This window comes from Frankia sp. CpI1-P (assembly GCF_001421075.1).
In the GTDB taxonomy this organism is placed as follows: domain Bacteria; phylum Actinomycetota; class Actinomycetes; order Frankiales; family Frankiaceae; genus Frankia; species Frankia torreyi.
Genome location: NZ_LJJX01000087.1, coordinates 1 through 16,795, shown reverse-complemented (window position 1 = coordinate 16,795; position 16,795 = coordinate 1). Strand labels below are relative to the sequence as shown.

The window sequence follows — 16,795 nt, the reverse complement described above, 5'->3', positions numbered from 1 at the left end:
TGCTCACCCACGCCTGGCTCGCCGTCACCGCGAGGAAACACCGCGACCAGAACCCGCCGGCCGTCCCGCCGACGATGACCGCCGTGGGATACAAGCGTCTCCCCGGTGGCCTGCCGGTCGCCGAACAGCCGGAACCGGACAGGCGCATGATGACACCNTTCACCCTCAACGAGATNCGCCATGTCTTCGCCCTGTTCACCGAAGCCGTTCTCCCACCCNCCATGATCACCTGGTGGTCGGACTGGCNCCGCGGCCACCAGGCCCNCGCCCGCTACTACCACTACCAGACCCGGATCTACGCTGCCCAAAGCATCGCCCGGCAGGCAGCAGCCACATAAAGATCACTGGTGCTGTAGTACTAGTCCTTCGGGGCCGGCCTCGTGGAGGGTACGCGGCACGTCCACAGAACNATATCCTGATGATCATTTTGTTCCGCGGAACCGCGCCGCGCATCCCTCCTGGTCCCGGTCTCGGTCCGACCATCTTGGTGCTCCACGGGACCGTGATGCGTTCGGTGACGGTGGGCTGGCAGAGTGAGGATGCTGTGATGATCCGCCGTCTCACCGTAGCGCTCACCCGACTGCGGATACTGCCCGCCTTACCCTGACCGGCGCCCGCGGTCCTTCTTCAAGATCTACGACTTCGCGAAATCACCGACAGCCGATCCGGACAGGGAACGCCATTTATTCAAGACCTCACGCGCGTCCGAATCTGGGCTACCGGATGAGGCGACCAGAACCGAGGCGTAGGCAAGCACGCCCGCGATGCCGCCAGCCGCCTCCACCGAGTCGCGCTCGGCGAGACCTTCGCGGCTCTCGTGACTGCGCCCTCTACGGAGCCNTCTCCGCATCCGTTCCTCTNCCGGAACATCGATCCCGATCACAAGTGCNGGGATGGATCGAAGAATATGAGCAACTTCCAGGGCTGACCGCGCACCAACAAAGATCGTAGTTTTTCCCGGTGCAGACTGCCGTAGAACCTGATCGGCGATCCAGAGTGGTCCTTGGTCTTTGATGAGGCTCTGCCCGAGCCTCCACAAGGGCTCGACTGAGCCTTGCCTCACTGCCTCGGAGCGGATGACGTCGCCGAATTCAATAACCCGGCATCCGGCCTTCTCGCCGACGAGTCTAGCTACGGTCGACTTGCCAGACCCGGAGTATCCTACCAAGACGAGGCTGGCCTTCGGGCTCGCGTGGACGAAGTTTTCCTGACTCAAATTCTCTTCCTCCGATAAACGCCCACTGAAGGGCTTGTCGCTGCCATGCTACTTCCACCATTTGATGGCGGGCTCGGTACCTGTGGGCAACATGTAGATCAGGGCTTCGATCCGACCATCGATCACATCCCAGCGGTAGGGCCGACCGTCGTCCAGGAAACGCTGCCGAATATTGCGTCGCACGGCCAGGCGATCCCGCCCATCGAGAACTCGGTCGAACGACTCGTCGGGCTGGAACAGTAGATACATTCGGTCGTTCTCGTGAACATGTCTCGTGTTATTCGGGGGGTAGCACGGCGCGAACACGGAAAGAAACAGACGGACNCCCGCGAACTCGAATTGCCAGGAGGGAGAATAGAAGTCTCGCGTTAGGCAGTCGGCTCGGTTGGGGTCGAGCGCACTCAGTGACTCGAGCGTCTTGGCGAACATCTCGCACGCATGAGAGAAATCCAGCAGTTGCGGGCCTGAGGAAACTTCTACGACAAGAGCATCGAGCGTGTCGGCTGTTATCCGGCTGCAGAATTCCTCGATCGCGCCTGCGACTCGATGTATGTTGCTTTCGAACGTCTGATCGCGATCCCAGGAAGGTCCCCAGCAGATTCGGGCGCTGGGCGCGAACGGGCAGAGAGTGTTCCGCAACACCTCGGAGAAGCCGTCGTACAACTTATCTCCTTCCCTCATGCCAGTCGCCCGAGGTCAGGCGGTTTCTTGTGCCGAGATGCCACGCATGTGGATGAGATGCCGCGATGACTGCATAGAGCGCCCTTCCGCTCTCCGTTCGAAGTTTTTCGGCGGCGCGCTCTCGGGTCTTGCAGAGGGCCTGGCTCATATCGGCTCCGGTGCTGGAAAGTTCGGACAGTTCGAGGTCACAGTCGAGACTGTCTGCATCCTTTACGATGCGCGACTCGAGCGTCTTCTGCTCCTCGTATTCTGCCCATAGATCCAGCAGATCGTCCGCGAGAGAGGTGCCCTGTGAGATGTCCTTTATCGCCAACATCTCATTACGATCGACGTACATCCTGGTGAGATAGTTGACGTCGCCCGTGCGAGTTTCGCAGAGGTCATGTGCCAATGCGAGAAGAGCGCATCGCCCAACGTCCGCTCCTTCCCTCTTCGCAATTACGCTTGAGATCCAGGCGACCCTCAGCGTGTGCTCGGCGACATTGGCGACGTTCAGTCCGCCGAACTGCATCCAGGTGCGAACTATATGCCGCATTGTTCCAATTTCATAAAGAAAGTCGATATCGCGACTGCTGCTATCCATGGCCAACCTCCCGTATCGTCTGAACATACCCGAGCAGTGCGCGTGCGAGCGCGACGGCGCTGGCCGACGCGTATCCGAGTTATTGATCGTTCTTGCATCTCTCGCCGAAATCGGCGATTCCGCAGATCACAACATAGCGACATCCGCGGTGCCAGGTGTCCTTCGCCACGCCAGATGTCTCCATTTCGCCGGCACTTAAGTCTTGTCGGGCCGCGACCCGATTGCGGGCCGGTCTATCCTGAAACAGGACACTACTTGTGATTGATTATGGCAGTTCTTTCAAGCGTNGACGCCGTGGTGACAATGTGGATCCTATGACCGATTCGGCCATGGTAGAGAGTGTCGATGAGCCTCGCCGAAAGAGGTCGCCTGGCAGNGATCTCCTCAGGAGGATCGGCTAATACTGCGACGGTCGCCCGATCCCGCGCTGTCACCCGGCGGCCGCCTGCGTTCCGCACCACGGCCGATCGTCCCGAACACCGAGCTTGCAGGGAACTGCTCCTGGGCCATGCGTAGCACGCGGGCTGACCCGTCGGCTATTACGCCAGCTTTGAGCTGGGCGCTGACCTCGCGCCAGAATGTCAAGGCGGATCCGACTCCCCACAAAGGATGACTCGACCGTGGCCAGCCCGCCCGTTCCAACAGTTGGGTCGCGTTCAGCGGGGTGCTGAACGCCTCTGCGAGCGCGTTGATTTCCTCGTCGGTCAGTCCCCCGCTCCGCATGCGAGAAGAGTCCCTCGGACTGCTGTTAAACTGAACACGAGGAGTTGACGTTTCCCGAAGAATCTCCCTGCACTCTTGGGCGGCGGTCTCGTCCGCCGACGATTCATGTCGACCATCAAGTATGATGTTGGCGAGTGCTGTCCATGTGGGCAGGGACCGCATTCGTATGANAGCCCGTGGTTCCGCCGCGATTAGCGGCGACCTCAGGTCCAACGCCGATAGAGCTCTAGAGATTCTCCGATATGGAATTCTAATTATGTCTTCAGGCATCTGGAACGGGCTTTCTAGATATATCATGTCGGTCATGAGTGCGGCACCGAGGGAACGTGCATACCCTGCCGTATAGGCACCCTCAATGATTCCTTCGAAGTGGTTCCTGGTAATGGCCTTGGTGCCGCGCACCTGGAAGATGTTCAGGACGTGGTCGGGTACGAAAGCCTGTCCCGCTAATAGCTCGGGAACTTGCGACCACAGGACCTCGACGTCCGCTGGAAGCTCCAGTTCTCCTTCCGGATCGAGTTGCCGTCGTATATCAGGTCCGTCGAGTGCTCCAAGCCATTGGCGACGGATAAGGGGCGTCGACCGACCTGTGCGCCTGATGTACCTCGGTGGTACCTGGGCGGGGCGCCGCCGGTAGGAAGCTTGCAGGCCGGTAGGAGATGCGCTGCCATACTGGGACTCCTTTTGCTGGCGATGTTCGAGTAGGCTCGTTTCTGTGGCGGAAATTGCTATATCGCCGGTCTCGACGAAGCCACTGTGCAGCCGCAGCATGCGGCGACAGAGCCGGCTCTCGAAGTAGGAGGATGCCGGGATTACCAGCTCATCCGCGAATATCAATGCGATCCTGAATCCGAATAGTGCTTCCCTGAAAATTGTGTCGTTGCTGATCGAGAAGTTTTTCCTGGCTCGCGCCTCGTGATAATAGTCGAGAAAGTGGATATAGATACGCTCGACTGGGCTGCCGGTCACAGTTGAAATGAGGCTCGGTCGACCCCCTTTCATGATCTCCGCCGGAAGCGAAGAAAGTATATGCTGTGACCAGTCCTGGTTTCGATCTGTCGGATATTGCTCAGGAAAAAGCTGCAATCCAAGAATGCGGATATGATTTTCTCAATCCGTTGTGCGTAAAATGGATAGCTTCTTCCGGTGAACTTGTCGATCTTATCGAGGAATACTTGACCTTTGATGTACTTCCCTAAAGCTTCGACGGCCGGGTCGCCGAGCTGGTAGATGTCGGTGAGGACGTCGGGCAATACTACGACAACTGTGCCTGACGGGGCGAGTTGTGCCTCGATGTTGGAGGCAACGGTAGCGTCGACCTGAACCTCGAGGAGCGTAAATGCGAGAAAGGCAAAGTCAACAGGATCTACCCATCGGGACGGCTGGGGTTGGGTTATGTCACCGTGAGCTACCTCGATATTCGAAGCGCCATTGAGGCGCTCGCGTGCGAAGGCGAGGGCATCCCGGTTGGAATCGACAAGAACCCACCGGACGATTTGGCCGGAACTCCNGGCGAGAAGGCGCCTCGTTAGATACCCGCTGCCGCAACCAAGATCCATCACCGAAGATGCTTTGGACTCGGAGATCTCCTGCCACAGCATAGGAATGACATATTCGTTCCGGACGGGATCTGCTTGACATGCCTGATCCCAGAGATGAAGAGGCCGCGGGACGGTGTCAGATATGTAGTCCGCCGAGAGCTGTCGTGGCGGAGAGAAAAGCGCCTGGGCTGCATCGGTGGTCCACCCGTGTGGACTCGAGGGAAACACGCGGTCTGGCGCTGCGTTGCTGCAGACCGGTTCGAGAACCGAGACCGAATCGAAAGTCGCCGACCACTGATTGTCACGCCGGCAGATGCGGCGTACGAATTCTGATACCCGCGATGCTGGCCGCACCTCACGCCCCCCCGGCTTGCGCGATACGTTTATGCTATTGACCGACCCATGTCAGTGGGCGGCGGCGTGGTTTGACCACGAGCAGCCCACCGAGAGGTCTTGTCGTCGCCTCGATGATAGATGACCGCGGTCGGGAGCGAGGCAGGTACTTCCGGATTGCGTCCGGTGATGGCTGACCTGCGGCGATACGATCCTCTCGTTACTGAGATGGCGCTGTCGGAGGGCGGCGGCGGTCACTCCTGGCTCGACGTCTGCCGAGCGAATCGGCCGATGTCATCGTCTGAAAGCGAGTGAAACCGGTGTGTAGGGGCGGTGATACCGCCGTTGTCTAGCGTCCTGCTCAGCANCCCCCTCCCCGCCCCGACGTTCGTTCATCCGTACCCGCTCCACCAGTACCGCCCTTGCCCGCATCCCGTGGAAGGAAGACGTGTGACAGCGATGCCCGCGGTCCAGGCCGGCGGCCTGGTCAAGAGATTCGGCGACTTTCGGGCCGTCGACGAGATCGATCTCGAGGTGCGCCACGGCGAGATCTTCGGAGTGCTCGGGCCCAACGGCGCCGGGAAGACGACGATGCTGAAGATGCTGGCCACGCTGCTGCCGATCGACGGCGGCCGGGCCGAGATCTTCGGCGTCGACGTCGCCGCCGAGCCCCACCGGGTCCGTCAGCTCATCGGCGTGACCGGCCAGTACGCCTCCGTGGACGAGGACCTCACCGCCGCGGAGAACCTGTGGCTGTTCGGCCGGCTCCAGGGCCTGCGCTCGGCGGACGCGCGTACCACCGCGCGCCGGCTGCTGGAGCAGTTCGGTCTGGGGGAGGCCGCCGAGCGGCGGATCTCGGCGTTCTCCGGTGGGATGCGCCGCCGCCTCGACCTCGCCGCCTCCCTCATCACCCGGCCGCCGCTGATCTTCCTGGACGAACCGACGACCGGCCTCGACCCGCGCACCCGCGGCCAGATGTGGGACACCATCCGCGAGCTCGTCGACGACGGCTGCACCGTCCTGCTCACCACGCAGTACCTGGACGAGGCCGACCAGCTCGCCGACCGGGTCTGCGTGATCGACCACGGCCGCAAGGTCGCCGAGGGCACGCCGGACGAGCTCAAGACCCAGGTCGGCGACTCGACCCTGCAACTTCAGCTCGCCCCCGGAGCCGATCAGGCGCTCGCCCGCGCGGTGGTGCGCCGCGTGCTCGGCGAGGAGCCGGTCACCACCCCCGAGTCCGGCCGGCTGAACGTTCCGCTCGACGTCGCCGACCGGGCCGCCGACGTGCTGATCGCGCTGCGCGAGGCCGCTGTCTCGATCGCCTCGGTCAGCGTCGCCAAGCCGACCCTCGACGAGGTCTTCTTCGCCCTCACCGGCCACGGCACCGCGGCCGGTCCCGATGCCGACGGTCCGGCCGATGCCGACGGGCCGGCCGACGCCGACGGGCCGGCCGGAGCCGTCCCCGGTCAGGACACGCCCAGCCTCGTCGACACCACCACGGAGAGGGTCCGATGAACACCGTTCTCGCCGAGCCGACCGCCGTGCGCCGCCCGCGACCGGCCCCGGCTGATCCGGCGGCCGCCGTCGCCCGCACGCGGGCCCGGCCCGGTCTGGGGGACACCCTCGCCCAGACCCTCGCGATGGCGTGGCGGGCGTTGAAGAAGATGCGCCGCAACCCGGAACAGTTCTTCGACGTCGCGCTGCAGCCGCTGCTGTTCACCGCGATGTTCGCCTACGTGTTCGGCGGCGCGATCTCCGGTGACGTCCACAGCTACCTGCCGCTGCTGATCCCCGGCATCGTCGCCCAGACCGTGCTCACCACCTGCATGGCCACCGGGACGCAGTTGCGGGAGGACATGGACAAGGGGGTCTTCGACCGGTTCCGGTCGCTGCCGATGTCCCGGGTCGCCCCACTGGCCGGCCCGATGGTCGCCGACCTGGTCCGGTACCTGATCGGGGCGAGCCTGACCTACCTGATGGGCCTGATCCTCGGCTACCGGCCCGGCGGCGGGGTACTCGGCGTGCTCGGGGCGATCCTGCTGGCGGTCCTCACCGGCTGGGCGATCGCGTGGGCGTTCACCTGGATCGGCACGGTCGCCCGCAGCGCCCGCGGCGTGCAGGGGATCTCGATGATGATCCTTTTTCCGCTGACCTTCCTGTCCAACGCGTTCGTGCCGTCGAGGACGATGCNGGGCTGGCTGGAGACCTTCACCAAGGTCAACCCGGTGTCACATCTCGTCTCCGCCAGCCGGGACCTGGCCAACAACGGCGTGCTCACCGCGCAGGTGGGCTGGACGCTGCTCACCGGGCTCGTCGTGGTGGTGATCTTCATGCCGCTGTCGGTCGCCCGCTACAAGCGGCACCTGTGACCCGTGGCCCGGCGCTACGTCGTCGAGCCGTGCGGCCAGCCGCTCGACGAGGAGGCACGCCTCGTCGAGCAGCTCCGCCGGGCGCCGCTCGTCGTCGGCCGCCCGGGCCGCCGGGAGCGCCCCGGGCGCCCGGCGCTCGGCGAGCGCCTCGACCCGCGCCCATCCCAGCGACGGGATCGTCGCGACATAGGAGAATCGTTGCGCCAGCGCGAGCAGCTCCACCGCCTCGCCCACCGTCGTCCCGGTCGGCCGGGCGTCGCGAAGGCCCCAGGCCCCGAGCGCGAACAACAGCGTCCCGCAGGCCGGATAGTCGATCGCGGCGTCGCCGCGCCGGACCGCGCCGACGCACCGCAGCAGACCGGAGCAGAACAGCTCATGGCCGGTGGCGAGGTCGTCGTCGGCGGTCGCGTGCCAGGTGAACGCGGCCAGCGCCACCGCGTCCCCGACGAGGGCCCAGGGCTCGACGCCGGTCGGTGCGACGCCGGGCCACCGCATCGCCCGCAGCGCCTGCGCCGCGTCCAGGTAGCGGCGCAGGCCGCCGGCCGTGTCGCCGCGGGCGAGGGCGAGCTCCGCGCGGCCCACCGCCGCCATCATCGGGCCGCCTTGCAGCGTGGCGCTGGGCGCGCCGATTCCGGCGAGGTGCTGCTCGGCGGCGTCGAGCCGGCCCTCGTTGATCGCGTCGAGCGCCAGCAGCGCCCGTAGCTGCGCGACATCGTCGTGGGCACCGAGCCGCTCCAGGACCGGCAGGGCCGCCCGGGCGTGGGCACGGGCGGCCGGCAGATCCCCGAGCTGCATCCACAGTTCGGCAAGCCGGGTGTGCAACAGGGCCGTCAGCCACGGCCCGTCCGCCGGCCCGGCGAGTGCCAGCGCCCGGGTGGCGGTCGCGGCCGAGGCCCGCACGTCGCCGGAGTTCTCCCGCTGGTGGGTCAGCCACACCAGCGCGTGCAGGGCGGTGTGCCGATCGGGAGCATCCGCCAGCCGCGCGAGCCGCGTCTCGATCTCCGCGGCCGGCGTCGCCGGGGCGAGGGCGAGCAGGACCCGGGTCGCACCGGCCAGCGACGGATCGCCCGCCACCTCCGGGTCCAGCCGTGCGAGCAGGTCGCGGACCGGCGACGAGAGAACCCCGTCACCCATGAAGATCGCGGTTCTCGCCGCAGCGGTGACGGCGGCCAGCGCCACCGGGACCAACCCGGGCGGCGGTGTCCAGTCGGACAGCATCGTGGTGACCGCGTCGATCAGCGTCATCATCCGGACGTGCTCGCCGCGGATCGTCCAGAACTGTTCGAGCACCGTCACCAGCCGCACGACCGTCTCGGCGTCGCCGCCGGCCAGCGCGGTCCGCAGCTCGTCGGCGAGGTTCGTCTCCTCGGCCGCGATCGCGTCGATCGCCGCGAACTGCCGCTCGCTGGACAGCTCTCCGCCGTGTCGGATCGCGTGGCCGACCGCCCAGTTCCGCTGGGCCCGCCGCGCCGATGCCTGCTCGCCGGACTGGGCCAGCCGTAGCCGACCGAACTCCCGCACCGTCTCCAACATCCGGTAGCGCACGCCGTCGGCCGACTCGCGCACGCTCAGCAAGGACTGGTCGACGAGGTTCTGCACCGTGTCGACGGGATCGCGGTCCGCTCCCGCGTCGGCGGGGCCGGGGGCGGCGAGGACCTCCTCCGCCGCGGCGAGGGTGAAGCCGTCGGGGAAGAGCGCCAGCCGGCGCAGCGAGCGCCGCTCCGGCTCCGCCAGCAGGTTCCACGACCAGTCGATGACCGCGAGCAGCGTGCGATGGCGATCCGGCGCGCCCCGATCCCCACCGCGCAGCAGGGTGAACCGGTCCGCCAGCCGTCGGTCGACGTCCTCCACCGACATCGCCCGGACCCGGGCCGCCGCCAGCTCGATCGCCAGCGGCAGCCCGTCGAGCCGGTCGACGATCCGGCCGATCACCGCACGGTCGAGCCGGACGGTGGGGCGGGCGGCGGCGGCGCGCTGGCAGAACAGCTCGATCGCGTCGGCGCGGGCCAGTTCCCCGAGCAGGTAGACCCGTTCGGCGCTGATCGCCAGCGGGGCCCGGCTCGTCGTGAGCACCCGCAGGTCGGCGGTGGCCGTGACGAGGAAGGCGACGAGCTCGGCGACCTCGACGACAAGGTGTTCGCAGTTGTCCAGCAGCAACAGGCTCGGCCCCCGGGCGAGCCGCGCGGCGATGCGGGTGCGCAGGTCGGCGCGCTGCGTCGGGGTCAGCACCCGGCGGTCGCCGATCGAGTCGCGGACCCCGAGCGCGGCACCGATCTCGCCGAGCAGGTCCTCGGGCGCCGTCACCCCGACGAGTTGGACGACATGCACCACCGGTAGCGGGCTGTCCCGGGCGAGCAGGTACGCCAGGCGAGTCTTGCCGAGACCCCCCGGCCCGACGATCGACACCACCCGGGACCGGTCCAGCAGTGCCCGCAGCCGGTCGACGTCGTGCTGGCGGCCCAGCAGGGCGGTGGCGTCGTACCGGATCCCATCGCGGACGGGCCGGTCGAGGGCGAGCAGCTCGCNCTGGACGCGGGAGAGGATCTCCCCGGGGCTGGTGCCCAGCCGCTCCCGCAGGTCCCGGCGGTAGCCCTCGAAGCGGTGCAGGGCCGCCCCGGGCCCGCGCACCGCGGCCTCGCTGCGCAGCAGGTCGGCCAGCAGGCCCTCGTCGTCGGGCCGCCCCGCGTGGGCCGCCTCCAGCAGCGGGAGGGCCTCGGCGTGCCGGCCCGTCCGGCTCGCGACCCGGGCCAGCAGCAGCCGCGCCGCTGCCAGGTCGCGGCCGGCCGCCCGGCGGACGTCGGCGAGCGTCCCCCGATCGTCCGCGGGCACCGGCGGCAGCGACGCGCCGAGCTCGAGCGCCTCGCGGGCCCGCTCGGCGGCGGCCTGCGGATCAGCCGCGACGAGTCCGGCGGCCTCGGCCACCAACTCGCCGAGCAGGCAGCTGTCGACCTGCACCGGCGCGAGGCCGAGTCGGTAGCCGTCGCCGTCACGCACCACCGCGTCGGCGCCGCAGGCCGCCCTGGTCCGGGAGACGACCACCTGCAGCCCCTTGGTCGGGTTGGCCAACGGCTCGTCACACCAGATCATCTCGACCAGTCGCCGAGACCGCACCGACCGCCCCTGTTCGGACGCCAACGCCGCCAGCAGCGCCTNCGGCCGCTCGCCCGTCACCGGGACGCCCTCCCAGCGCACCCCGTCCAGGAGGGTGAGGCTCACGACCACGCTGATCAGTCTAGGCCGGCCGACCACCGACGGCCCGGCTCGCTGCGGACCGCCGCCGCCGCCCAGCGACCGACGACACCGCGACCGACCACCGACCACCGACCGACGTCACCGCATGCCGTGGCGCCTGCCGCGGCTCCTAGCATCGTCACGATGCCGACTCTCCTCGTCGTTCACCACACGCCCTCACCGACCATGCAGGCGATGCTGGAGGCGGTCCTCGCCGGCGCCGGGGACGAGGCCATCGAGGGGGTGGATGTCCGGGTACGACCGGCGCTGGCCGCCACCGCGGTCGACGTGCTCGCCGCTGACGGCTACCTGCTGGGGACACCCGCCAACATCGGCTACATGTCCGGCGCGCTGAAGCACTTCTTCGACACTGTCTACTATCCGTGTCTTGACGCTACGGTTGGTCGTCCGTACGCCTTGTACGTCCACGGGAATAACGATACGACAGGAGCCGTCCACGCTGTGGAGTCGATCGCGACCGGCCTGCGCTGGAAGCGGCTGCGTGATCCGGTCACCGTCGTCGGAGCCTTGGACCCGGCCGCCCGGGAAGCCTGCTGGGAGCTCGGTGCGACAGCGGCGGCGAGTCTTGTGATGTAGGTGCCCGCAGCGGCGACTCGGGGCGGCGGAAGGCAGATATTTCTGGCAGGCGGACCGCCGTTGACGTCGCAGCGTTCGGCGGTGTGCGTCTCACGGGCTCATAACTGAGCTTGGCATTATGATTAGACATGGCTGTGCGGCGGGTGAAGGTGATGGCCGATTACTACGCTTTTCCGTTGTGGGTCAGCGAGGAAGGCGGGATGCCGTCGTCCGAGGAGCTGCCGCTGACCGATGTGCTGCGTGACGAGCTCGACCTGTGGTCGGNCGACTACACCCGCGTACTGATCGCCAACGGCTACAGCTGGCCGAGCGAACAGGTCCAGGCCGACTGGAACAAGCGAGGCTACGCTCTGGNAATCCGCGTGGCGCGGGAGCTGGGGCCTTCTTACGAGGTCGTGTTCTTCGATGAGCTACGACAGCGCGTCACCGCACTGAACCCTTCGGGTCGGACCAGCCGTCGCCGAAAGTGACTTCTTCCTGACCAGGGTTCGGCACATTTCTGCGACCAGATCTACTATCCGATCCTGAAAGCGACGGCGGGTCGCTGATCGAAGATCACGAGGTGGCCGGTGGTCAGTACGAGGCGGAGTAGACAGCTGTCGAGCTGGCGGATGCCGGCCTGGGTCGGATCGGCATGTCCAGGGCGGTGGGTCTTGACCTCCAGCGCCTCGCGCTGGACCGTAGATCTGCCGTCGGGCCCTGTATGGCTCCAGCGGATGAGCAAGTCCATGGCGCCGCGGCCCACGCCATACTCGCGGTCGACGAAGCCGCTGCCGTTCATGGCGCGGTCGAGGTATCCGAGTAGCGTGACGTGGGGGGTCACCTTGCGGTAGGGCTCGTCGGCCTCAAGGACGTCCTCGGTCCGGTGCCAGAACTCGGTGAACCGTTCGAGTGGTCCGGGTAGGTCCAGGCGGCCGTCGGCGAGAACAAACGAACGTGGCTGCGGTGCGCCGGCAACGCCGTCAAAAGTCCGTCGGCGAGAACTCGTGTGATCACGTTGCGGTAGATCGGGTTGGCGATTTCCACCGTGGACGCGGTCCGTCGGACGAGGCCGAGGTCGGTCGTGTAGGCGAGGCCCGAGCCTGGTCCCGGTCTTTGACTGGTTCATCGCGGCCCTGCGCGGTGATACGAAGCGGTAGATCGGTGGCGTGCGGGAGCAGACCGGTGATGTTGCCAAGAGTCACGCTCTCNTGGCCCGGGTTCGGCGTGGTTCTGCGACCAGATCCACTATCCGTGCCTGGATGCTACGGTCGGCCGCCCCTACGCGCTCTATGTGCAAGGAAACAGCGACACCACCGGCGCAGTCCGGGATCACGACCGGACTGAAATGGAAGCACCTGCGCGACCCCGCTCACGGTCATCGGCGACCTGGACGCGGNCGACCGCGGAGCCTGCTGGCAGCTTGGCGCAACCACCGCTGCCACTCTGCTGCGCAGGTAGCCGGAGAGCCTGTCACAGGCGCCCCTCCCGCCCCGGGCCTTGAGCGGTGGGGTCGGCGAGAGCCGTGACCTGCCTACGCCGGGCCACCGAGGCGGACAAGATCCTCGATTTCGGCGAGTTTCGCCGCCGGCAGGGTGCTGACCCGTTTGACCAGGTCCTCTCTCGTCACCGGAAGGAGCCAGGTGCAGGGGACGACGCCCGGACGTGGAAACGCGACGCGTAGGACGCCTTCGAAGGGAAGTCCTTCGGGAGCGCCAATCGCGACCTCCGCGGCCACGCCATCGATCTCGGTGCCGGCGGGCGGGACCACCTGCATGGCCAGGAATCGGGACGTGTCGGCGACCTCAGCCGAGAGGAGCACCACCGGCCGTCGTTCGTCGAAATCCACCCACCAGACTTCGCCGGCCTGCATCCGCTCTCCGCTCTCCTGTCTCCTGCTCTCCTGTCTCCTGCTCTACGGGAGCGCAGACAAGGACGCTCTTCGACGATTATTCCTGACCCTACGTTAGCAACGGTGCTGCGACCAGATCTACTACCCGTGCCTCGAAGCGACGATCGGTCGGCCGTACGCGCTCTACGTCCACGGCAACTCCGACACCACCGGCGCGGTCCGCGGGGTCGAGACCATCACGACAGGGTTGAAATGGAAGCGTNTGCGTGACCCGCTCACGGTCCTCGGCGAGGTGGACGCGACCGCCCGCGACACCTGCTGGGAGCTTGGCGCGACTGTCGCTGCCAGCCTGATGCCCGACTGACCTGGCTCGGCATCTGATCGACAAGGAGCGCACGTCCCGCTCGCAGCCTGACGACGATCGCTCAGGACACGCCCCCGTGGTGCGCGACTGTTATAGGCCGAGTTCGTCGATCGTCAGGCCGATCTCGTTCAGGATGCCCCGCAAGGTGCCCTTGGCCGGGTCGCGGGTGCCGTGCACCGGGACCGTCCCGCCCTGCTCGCGGCCACGGGCGTCAGCGTGGCCGACGTCGATCTGGCGATCTGCACGCACCTGCACTCCGACCACGTCGGCTGGAACACTCGGCCGGGTACCGATGGTGGTGGCTGGACGTCGACGTTTCCCAACGCCGGCTATCTTTTCTCCCGGCCTGACCTCGATCGCGACGGCAGCCGGTTCGCNCCGCGACGGTGAGGAGACCGCGCGGGTGGTGCTCGGCCGGCTTGACCTGGAGCACGCTCGAAGGTGCAGACTCGATGAAGCCGGCATGCCGCCTGCCCGAGCGTGGGTGTCGGCTGATCCCCCACCGAGAGGACTCCGCCCACGATGCAGTTCACCCAGCTCGGTCGTTCCGGTCTGTCCGTCTCGCGCCTGTGCCTGGGCACGATGAACTTCGGCCNTCTGACCAGCGAGGACGACTCCCATAAGATCATGGAGTCGGCACACGGGTACGGCATCAACTTCTTCGACACGGCCAACGCCTACGGCCTGCGTTCGGCCGGCGTGTCGGGCCTCGGTGAGGGCAGGGGCTATACCGAGTCGATCATCGGCCGCTGGTTCGCGCAGGGCGGCGGGCGCCGGGAGCGCACCGTGCTGGCGACCAAGGTCTACGGCGCGATGGGGGAGTGGCCCAACGAGGGCAAGCTGTCGGCGCTCAACATCCGCCGTGCCCTCGACGCGAGCCTGAGCCGCCTGCAGACCGACTACATCGATCTTTACCAGTTCCATCACGTCGACCGTGATACCCCGTGGGATGAGATCTGGCAGGCCATCGACGTCGCCGTCACGGCCGGCAAGATCCTCTACGTCGGCAGCAGCAACTTCGCGGGCTGGCACATCGCCCAGGCGCAGGCCGCCGCAGCCCAGCGCGGGACGTTCGGCCTGGTCAGCGAGCAGCCGATCTACAACCTCCTCACCCGGGAGATCGAGCTGGAGGTGCTGCCCGCCGCGCAGCACTACGGCGTGGGCCTCCTGCCGTGGTCGCCGCTGCAGAGCGGGCTGCTGGGCGGCGTGCTGCGCAAGGAGCGCGAGAGCAGACGGCGCCTGGAAGGCCGTGCCGCGCAGACCTTGGAGGCCAGGCGCCCCCAGATCGAGGCCTACGAGGACTTCGCTGCCGAGCTTGGCCACGAGCCCGGCGACGTCGCGCTCGCCTGGCTGCTGCACCAGCCGGCCGTCACCGCGCCGATCGTGGGTCCGCGCATCCAGCAGCACCTTGACGACGCGGTCCGGGCGCTCGACGTCCACCTGGACGAGAAGGCGCTCGCCCGGCTGGACGAGATTTTCCCGGGCTACCGCACGGCCCCCGAGCACTTCGCCTGGTAAGCGAAGGCCGCCCGCTGCGTCAGCCAGTGCGCCGCGTGTCTGCGCAGGGCGGGCGGGGGGTGATCGCATCGAGGTGCTTGAGAACAGGATTCCTGCCCTGGTCGAGGATCTTGCCATGATGGTCCTGTGAGCCCCGTCGTCGTGGGAATCCGCCTGTGGTGCGAGCTCGCTTCGGCCGGCCCGATGCCTTCTCTCCGTCGATGCCCGCCGGGCGCCACCGACGCAGCCGGTGGCGAGAGTGGTACCCGGGGCGGTCGGTCCGTGACCAGTGGCCCGCTCGACCCGGCGCTCGTCCCGGCTCCGGGGGTGGTGCCGGCTCCGACCGCGGTTCCGGGGCTGGTGGCGACGCCGGCCCCAGTACCGGCGGGCCACATCGACACCGCCAGCGGGCTCTTCTTCACGGTGCACGAGTTCGCGGAGCTGTCGGACGGCCGGGAGATCACCCTCCTGGATGACCGGGGCTGGGGCATGTCGGGCGGTGGCAGGACCCCCGACGCGCTCCGGTCCGAGCTGACGATCGAGGAGATCGCGCGCATGGTCTACATGGTCCTGCTGCCGGACTGGGCCGACTTCGACCACCCGCTGCCGCCGGACCTCGCCGCGGTCGAGGGCAGCGGCGGGGCGCAGGACTGGGATCTGCTCGCGGAACGGCTACGCGCGTTCGGGGTGGTCTCCACGCCGGCCGAGCTCGTGCGGGTACCGCGCCGCCTCGACCTCGGCGACCACCTGCGCGCGTGGCTGGCCACCCCTGCTGATTGACACGTGTGGCGCGGATTGTCCCTAGCGCCGGTCCGACCTTCGCGATGATCGGTCCTGCTGGTCGACGTTTCGTCGAGTGGGCGCCGGCCGGCCCTCGCCTGAACCTGACGGCGGAAGCCCGGACCGGCCGGGCATGCCCGGTGTGGCCGGTGGAATCGTCAGGCTAGAGTCCNCCGAATGCCGATCAATGAGGTTTGTCAGCGGTGATGGGGCGGACGCACGCGCTGAGCGGTGCGGCGCTCTGGCTGGCCGTCGTGCCCTTCCTGGGCCGGGAGGACTGGCTGGGGACCTACGCACTGTCGTTGTCGTCCCATCAGGTGATCGCCGGCGGGGTGGTGGCCGCGGGTGCGGGCCTGCTGCCCGACATCGACCATCCCAACGGCCGGATCGCGAACACCCTCGGCCCGGTCTCTCGGACGATCTGCCGATGGGTGAGCCGGGCCAGCGGCGGCCATCGGCACGCCACCCATTCCCTGCTTTTCGCGCTCGCCATGGGTGTTGCGATGAGCCTGTTGGCGGACCATTGTCGGTATGGCTGGTGGGCGGCCCTGTTCGTCCTCGTCGGCTTCGGGCTGCGCGGCCTCGGCCTGGACTTCGAGGGGCACGAGTTCTGGTCGGGTCTGAAGGACTGCGTGACGGCCGGGGTCGCCGTCTATCTGATGCACTGAGGTGGTCCCCGTTCTTCGGACAGTGATCCCTATGTGGGATAATTGATCCGTGAGCGGAGGAGATCAATGAGTCAGTCGCGGAGGCGGTACACGCCCGAGTACAAGGACGAGGCCGTGAAACTCGTCATCGATTCGGGTCGNCCGGTATCGGCGATCGCGAAGGATCTCGGTATCAACGAGGGAACCTTGGGGAGCTGGGTGGCCACCTGGCGTCGGACCCACCAGGGCGAAGAAGAGCCACTTTCGATGTCCGACCGCGCACGGTTGAAGGAGCTGGAGAAGGAGAACCGGGAACTCCGGATGGAGCGCGAGTTCCTCTCAAAAGCGACCGCCTTCTTCGCGCAACGCCATCAGTGACCGACAAGTACGAGCTGATCG

General features: G+C 67.2%; 11 protein-coding genes and 15 pseudogenes. 13 read left to right on the top strand and 13 right to left on the bottom strand.

What is annotated here, in order from left to right; all coding sequences use genetic code 11:
• A pseudogene (locus FF86_RS60755) lies at window positions 1-157 on the top strand (IS701 family transposase); the annotation flags it as partial.
• A 477-nt stretch (window positions 158-634) separates the two neighbouring features.
• Here FF86_RS60755 and FF86_RS69255 read toward each other — a convergent pair.
• The 9 genes and pseudogenes from FF86_RS69255 to FF86_RS69225 form a co-directional block, all read right to left on the bottom strand.
• Window positions 635-840 (bottom strand): annotated as a pseudogene (locus FF86_RS69255) (hypothetical protein); the annotation flags it as partial.
• Between the two features lie 50 nt (window positions 841-890).
• Window positions 891-1,168, bottom strand: a 278-nt coding sequence (locus FF86_RS69250) for an AAA family ATPase (RefSeq protein WP_396230182.1), incomplete at its 3' end; no start/stop codon positions are given.
• Between the two features lie 96 nt (window positions 1,169-1,264).
• Window positions 1,265-1,540: pseudogene (locus FF86_RS69245) on the bottom strand (hypothetical protein); the annotation flags it as partial.
• A gap of 1 nt (window position 1,541) precedes the next feature.
• The coding region (locus FF86_RS69240) for a hypothetical protein (protein ID WP_396230181.1) at window positions 1,542-1,897 on the bottom strand (356 nt) is incomplete at its 3' end.
• A complete protein-coding gene (locus FF86_RS32860; protein WP_055410828.1) occupies window positions 1,881-2,480 on the bottom strand; it encodes an HD family hydrolase in 600 nt (199 codons plus the stop codon). The genes FF86_RS32860 and FF86_RS69240, both read right to left, overlap by 17 nt.
• Window positions 2,481-2,864: 384 nt before the next feature.
• Window positions 2,865-3,203 carry an effector-associated domain EAD1-containing protein gene (locus FF86_RS69235; protein ID WP_396230180.1) on the bottom strand — a complete coding sequence of 113 codons (339 nt, stop codon included), beginning with the start codon at window positions 3,201-3,203 and terminating at the stop codon, window positions 2,865-2,867.
• A 171-nt stretch (window positions 3,204-3,374) separates the two neighbouring features.
• Window positions 3,375-4,172, bottom strand: a 798-nt coding sequence (locus FF86_RS36760; protein ID WP_206779079.1) for a hypothetical protein, incomplete at its 3' end; no start/stop codon positions are given.
• 29 nt (window positions 4,173-4,201) lie between these two features.
• A pseudogene (locus FF86_RS69230) lies at window positions 4,202-4,713 on the bottom strand (class I SAM-dependent methyltransferase); the annotation flags it as partial.
• Between the two features lies 1 nt (window position 4,714).
• A pseudogene (locus tag FF86_RS69225) lies at window positions 4,715-4,804 on the bottom strand (hypothetical protein); the annotation flags it as partial.
• A 723-nt stretch (window positions 4,805-5,527) separates the two neighbouring features.
• On the opposite strand from FF86_RS69225, the gene FF86_RS29650 reads away from it, so the two are divergent.
• The 3 genes and pseudogenes from FF86_RS29650 to FF86_RS60750 form a co-directional block, all read left to right on the top strand.
• A complete protein-coding gene (locus FF86_RS29650) occupies window positions 5,528-6,595 on the top strand; it encodes a daunorubicin resistance protein DrrA family ABC transporter ATP-binding protein (RefSeq protein ID WP_044888562.1) in 1,068 nt (355 codons plus the stop codon).
• Window positions 6,592-7,270: pseudogene (locus FF86_RS32850) on the top strand (ABC transporter permease); the annotation flags it as partial. The gene FF86_RS29650 and the pseudogene FF86_RS32850, both read left to right, overlap by 4 nt.
• 1 nt (window position 7,271) lies before the next feature.
• Window positions 7,272-7,449: pseudogene (locus FF86_RS60750) on the top strand (ABC transporter permease); the annotation flags it as partial.
• A gap of 1,755 nt (window positions 7,450-9,204) precedes the next feature.
• On the opposite strand, the pseudogene FF86_RS60745 reads toward FF86_RS60750, so the two are convergent.
• Window positions 9,205-9,885 (bottom strand): annotated as a pseudogene (locus FF86_RS60745) (ATP-binding protein); the annotation flags it as partial.
• 90 nt (window positions 9,886-9,975) lie between these two features.
• Window positions 9,976-10,601: pseudogene (locus tag FF86_RS60740) on the bottom strand (BTAD domain-containing putative transcriptional regulator); the annotation flags it as partial.
• Window positions 10,602-10,815: 214 nt separating this feature from the next.
• On the opposite strand from FF86_RS60740, the gene FF86_RS29630 reads away from it, so the two are divergent.
• A complete protein-coding gene (locus FF86_RS29630; protein ID WP_095212423.1) occupies window positions 10,816-11,277 on the top strand; it encodes a flavodoxin family protein in 462 nt (153 codons plus the stop codon).
• A gap of 514 nt (window positions 11,278-11,791) precedes the next feature.
• Here FF86_RS29630 and FF86_RS29620 read toward each other — a convergent pair.
• Window positions 11,792-12,100, bottom strand: a complete 309-nt coding sequence (locus tag FF86_RS29620; RefSeq protein ID WP_052681616.1) for a hypothetical protein — start codon at window positions 12,098-12,100, stop codon at window positions 11,792-11,794.
• Between the two features lie 368 nt (window positions 12,101-12,468).
• On the opposite strand from FF86_RS29620, the pseudogene FF86_RS60735 reads away from it, so the two are divergent.
• A pseudogene (locus FF86_RS60735) lies at window positions 12,469-12,655 on the top strand (flavodoxin); the annotation flags it as partial.
• Window positions 12,656-12,790: 135 nt separating this feature from the next.
• Here FF86_RS60735 and FF86_RS29615 read toward each other — a convergent pair.
• Window positions 12,791-13,129: a type II toxin-antitoxin system PemK/MazF family toxin gene (locus FF86_RS29615; RefSeq protein ID WP_044888556.1), complete on the bottom strand. Its 339-nt coding sequence runs from the start codon at window positions 13,127-13,129 to the stop codon at window positions 12,791-12,793.
• Window positions 13,130-13,238: 109 nt separating this feature from the next.
• Here FF86_RS29615 and FF86_RS64485 point away from each other — a divergent pair.
• From FF86_RS64485 to FF86_RS29595, 7 genes and pseudogenes are all read left to right on the top strand, one after another.
• Window positions 13,239-13,370, top strand: a pseudogene (locus FF86_RS64485) (flavodoxin); the annotation flags it as partial.
• A 273-nt stretch (window positions 13,371-13,643) separates the two neighbouring features.
• A pseudogene (locus FF86_RS32835) lies at window positions 13,644-13,849 on the top strand (MBL fold metallo-hydrolase); the annotation flags it as partial.
• A 145-nt stretch (window positions 13,850-13,994) separates the two neighbouring features.
• Window positions 13,995-14,067 (top strand): annotated as a pseudogene (locus tag FF86_RS63430) (hypothetical protein); the annotation flags it as partial.
• 1 nt (window position 14,068) lies between these two features.
• Window positions 14,069-14,990: aldo/keto reductase (locus FF86_RS29610; RefSeq protein WP_255355972.1), on the top strand; the 922-nt coding region annotated here is incomplete at its 5' end.
• 261 nt (window positions 14,991-15,251) lie between these two features.
• Window positions 15,252-15,749 carry a hypothetical protein gene (locus FF86_RS29605; protein WP_236706585.1) on the top strand — a complete coding sequence of 166 codons (498 nt, stop codon included), beginning with the start codon at window positions 15,252-15,254 and terminating at the stop codon, window positions 15,747-15,749.
• Window positions 15,750-15,955: 206 nt separating this feature from the next.
• Window positions 15,956-16,414: pseudogene (locus FF86_RS29600) on the top strand (metal-dependent hydrolase); the annotation flags it as partial.
• A 144-nt stretch (window positions 16,415-16,558) separates the two neighbouring features.
• Window positions 16,559-16,795: pseudogene (locus FF86_RS29595) on the top strand (transposase); the annotation flags it as partial.

What these genes read in the sequence shown, in the direction of transcription:
- FF86_RS69235 (WP_396230180.1), bottom strand. Translation starts at nt 3,203, where the DNA reads ATGCGGAGCGGGGGACTGACCGACGAGGAAATCAACGCGCTCGCAGAG.
- FF86_RS32860 (WP_055410828.1), bottom strand. Translation starts at nt 2,480, where the DNA reads ATGGATAGCAGCAGTCGCGATATCGACTTTCTTTATGAAATTGGAACA.
- FF86_RS29615 (WP_044888556.1), bottom strand. Translation starts at nt 13,129, where the DNA reads ATGCAGGCCGGCGAAGTCTGGTGGGTGGATTTCGACGAACGACGGCCG.